Annotated in this window: 4 protein-coding genes; all 4 read right to left on the minus strand. The window is 74.3% G+C overall.

Translation table 11 applies throughout. The annotated features are described in order from the left end of the window. Positions 1–548 precede the first annotated feature (548 nt). A complete protein-coding gene (pheA, locus tag I59_RS11120; protein WP_022903924.1) occupies positions 549–1,505 on the minus strand; it encodes a prephenate dehydratase in 957 nt (318 codons plus the stop codon). A 52-nt stretch (positions 1,506–1,557) separates the two neighbouring features. Further along, the gene (locus I59_RS11125) at positions 1,558–2,127 is read right to left on the minus strand and encodes a MarR family winged helix-turn-helix transcriptional regulator (protein ID WP_022903925.1); all 570 of its coding nucleotides are present in this window, start codon (positions 2,125–2,127) and stop codon (positions 1,558–1,560) included. A 9-nt stretch (positions 2,128–2,136) separates the two neighbouring features. Continuing rightward, complete coding sequence (locus I59_RS11130; RefSeq protein ID WP_049976575.1) at positions 2,137–2,592, minus strand: hypothetical protein; 456 nt, start codon at positions 2,590–2,592, stop codon at positions 2,137–2,139. Next, a partial coding sequence (locus I59_RS20945; protein WP_022903927.1) for a molybdopterin-dependent oxidoreductase occupies positions 2,589–3,592 on the minus strand: 1,004 nt, incomplete at its 5' end. The genes I59_RS11130 and I59_RS20945, both read right to left, overlap by 4 nt.

Raw genomic sequence — 3,592 nt, forward strand, 5'->3', positions numbered from 1 at the left:
GTCCGCGTGCCGAAGCCGGGCGACGATCGCCACGGCTCGCGTCAGGTCCCGTAGCCCGGCCTGCAGCCCGCGGTACCGGGTCCCGGCCCCGGCCCGCGGTCCCCGGTCCCCGGCCTGGGACGCGTAGCGGGCCGTGCTGACCGATGGTGCGAGGTCACACGCACGGTGCGAGGCCCACGGCGTCCCACGGTGCGCGAAACCTCGCACGGTCGGCCGTGCTGACCGATGGTGCGAGGTCACGCGCATGGAGCGATGCCCACGGCGTCGCACGGTGCGCGAAACCTCGCACGGTGCGGGCGCTGCCTCGCACCGTGCGAGGCAGCGGCCGCACGTGGTGGCGACCGGCGGTGCCGAGCGGTGGTGCGAGCGGTCCCGAACGGTGGTGCGAGCGGTGCCGACCGGTGGTGCGAGCGGTCCCGACGGATGGTGCGAGGTCACGCGCATGGTGCGAGGCCCACGGTGTCGCACGGTGTGCGGAACCTCGCACGGCGCGGGCGCTGCCTCGCACCGTGCGAGGCCGCGCGTGCGCGGCCCCGGCCGCGCGCGCTCTACTGCGCCCCGGGCTCGCCCGAGACGATCGCGCGGAGCCAGTCCCGCGCCTCGACGAACGCCTCGTCCGAGTACCGCGCCGGCACCTCGGGTCGGAAGCCGTCCGCCCGCGGGTACGACCCGAGGAACGTCACGCGGGGGCTGAACCGGCGCAGGCCGAGCAGGGCGTCCGCGACACGTTCGTCGCGGACGTGCCCGTCGAGGTCGATGACGAACCGGTAGCGTCCGAGCTCGTCACCGATCGGCCGCGAGGACAGCAGCCCCATGTTGATCCCCCGGGTCGCGAACTGCTCGAGCATGTCGACCAGGGCACCGGGGTGGTCGGCGGGGAGCTCCACGATGACGCTCGTCTTGTCCGCGCCGGTCGGCTCGGGCAGCGCGAGCGTCCTTGACACGAGCACGAACCGCGTCACCGCCGAGGCGTTGTCCCCGATCGAGGACGCCAGCACCGCGAGGTCGTGGTGGTCGGTGATGCCGGGCGGGGCCACGGCTGCGTCCGCGGTCGGGTGGTCGTCGAGCAGCGACACCGCGGCGGCGACGTTCGAGGACGCCGGGATGTGCCCGTGCCCGGGGATGTTCGCCTCGAGCCAGTTGTGGGTCTGCGCGTATGCGACCGGGTGGGCGTTCACGGTCCGGACGTCGGCGAGCGCGGTGCCGTGCCGGGCGACGAGGACGAAGTCGACGGGGACGAGGTACTCCCCCACGATCCGCACGCCGGGGATGCGCGCGAGGGCGTCCTGGGTGGCGCTGACGCCGCCGTCGACGCTGTTCTCGATCGCGATCACGGCGCCGACCGAACGACCGCTGACGACGTCGTCGAGCGCCTCGCCGACGTTGTTGACGCTCCGCCAGGGCTTGCCGGCCGCGGCGTCGACGAGCTTGAGGGCGGCCTCGGTGAACGTGCCGGCCGGTCCGAGGTAGGAGTACGTGTCGGAGGGCTCGGCGGGCGCGTTCATGCGGCGAGCCTATTGCAGCGCGTCGGCCGGATGACGCGCCACCGACCGGGCGTCAGCGCAGCGACCCGCGCGCCTGTTCCTGCCCCGTGAGCCGGGCCTCGCAGATCGCCGGGTCGTCCTCCTCGCGCGGGTACGACAGGGCGGCGAAGCGCCCCTCCGGGTCGAGCCGGCCGAGCAGCGCCTTCGTGATGCCGTCGAGCTGTGTGACCTGCTCCTCGGTGAGGGCGTCGATCACGAATGCGCGGGCGGTCCGGACGTGCTGCGGGGCGGCCTCGACGATGGCGTCCCAGCCGGCGTCGGTGAGCCGGACGTCGGTGGCCCGGCGGTCGTCCGAGGACGGGCAGCGGCCGACGAGGCCCCGCTTCTCGAGCCGGGACACGACGTGCGAGAGCCGGGGCAGGGACGCGTTCGTCGCCGCGGCGAGCGCGGACATCCGGAGCGTCCGGGACTCGGTCTCGGAGAGCATCGCGATGACCATGTAGTCGAAGTGCGTGAGGTCCGCGTCACGCTGCAGCTGCTGGTCGAGCGCCGCGGGAAGGAGCTCCATGACCGCGACGAGCTTCATCCACGCGCGGAGCTGCGCGCGGTCGAGCCACGGGGTGTCGTCGGTCGGCTCGGGCATGACGGCAGTCTACCGATTGGTTGTCGGTTCAACCAGTGGACTCGGACGATTCCTCGACACCAGACCGCCGACCAGCAGGACCCCGAGCACGACGACGAGCAGGATGCCCTCGACGAGGACGAGCCGCAACCCGTAGTCGAACGGCAGCACGGTGGGGTTCTTCTGCCCGTGTGCCTTCGCCGCGATCTCGGGGAGCACCACGAGCGCGAGCACGCTCCCGAGGACGACCGCGCACTGCACGACGACGAGCATCCACGGCCGCACCGCGCGCCCGGTCCGGCGGAGCAGCAGTCCGGCCCCGACCACGAACGGCGACAGCACGACGTCGTGCAGGACCACCGCGCCGAGCAACCACGTCGCCAGGCCCCAGATCCGGTTCGGTCGGACGGTCGTCACGAGGACGTACGCCCCGAACGCCATCACCAGGACGCCGAGCACGACGAGCACGATCCGTGCGGCCCTCATGCGATCACCTCGATCCGCTCGATCCACTTCGTCTGGAGCACACCCGGCCGTCCCGGAGCGATGATCCGCGCCGGGAACCCGTGGTCGAGGTCGAGCGTCGCGCCGTTCAGCTCGAGCGCGACGAGGGTGGTCGGGTCCTCCGCGTACTCCGGACCCATCTCCATCACCCGGTAGCCGCCGTGCTGCTCGAGGCTGGTCACACGCACCCGGGACCCGGGCTCCGCCTGCACCGCCAGCAGCAGGTCACGCATCCGGACCCCGCGCCACGTCGCCATCTGGCTCCAGCCCTCCACGCAGGCGATGGGCAGGTCGGCCTCGGCCGTCCCGAGCGCGACGAGCTCCGCCCGGGAGAGCGTGCGTGAGACGGCGGGGCCCGCGACCGTGAGGCTCCAGTCCGCAGCGGTCGCGGTCGCGAGGACCCCGGCCGCGCGGGCCGTGCGGTTGACCGGGAGGTCGTTCGGCCCCCGGTGCCGCTGACGCGCCCCGAAGACGTTGAACGGCTCCGCGAGGGACGACGACTGCCCGGCGGTCAGCGCGACGACACCGACGGTCGCCGCCGCCACGCCGGCGAAGAAGCCGCGTCGGGCGATCCGCTCACGTCGGCCGGCGGTCGCCGCGACGGGCGGCCGGGAGGCACGGCTCGGCTCCGCCCCGAGACTCGCCTCGGGCGCCCCGAGACTCGCCCCGGGCGCCGCGAGACTCGCGCTCGGCGACACCTCTCGGGGCTCGGGCCCCGAGTTCGGTCGCCCAGCGCGAGACTTAGCCGCCGGCGCCGCCGGCGCCGCCGGGGCCGCCGGCGCCGGGGCGCCGTCGACCCAGCGGAGCAGCCGGCCGGTGAGGCCGCGGGGGTAGGCGGTGGCCGCCTGCGTGGCCGCAGCCGGCGTGGCGGGGTCGAGCCGGGCCTCCCGGTCGGCCGACGGCGGCAACAGCTCGCTGCCCACCGTCGTGTCGGGCACGAACCGGCCCTGCTCGTCGTAGGAGTCCCGCGCCCGCCAGTACC

Origin of the sequence: Curtobacterium sp. B8 (assembly GCF_000333315.1) — a bacterium.
Taxonomy (GTDB): Bacteria; Actinomycetota; Actinomycetes; order Actinomycetales; family Microbacteriaceae; genus Curtobacterium; species Curtobacterium luteum.

What these genes read in the sequence shown, in the direction of transcription:
- pheA (WP_022903924.1), bottom strand. Translation starts at nt 1,505, where the DNA reads ATGAACGCGCCCGCCGAGCCCTCCGACACGTACTCCTACCTCGGACCG.
- I59_RS11125 (WP_022903925.1), bottom strand. Translation starts at nt 2,127, where the DNA reads ATGCCCGAGCCGACCGACGACACCCCGTGGCTCGACCGCGCGCAGCTC.
- I59_RS11130 (WP_049976575.1), bottom strand. Translation starts at nt 2,592, where the DNA reads ATGAGGGCCGCACGGATCGTGCTCGTCGTGCTCGGCGTCCTGGTGATG.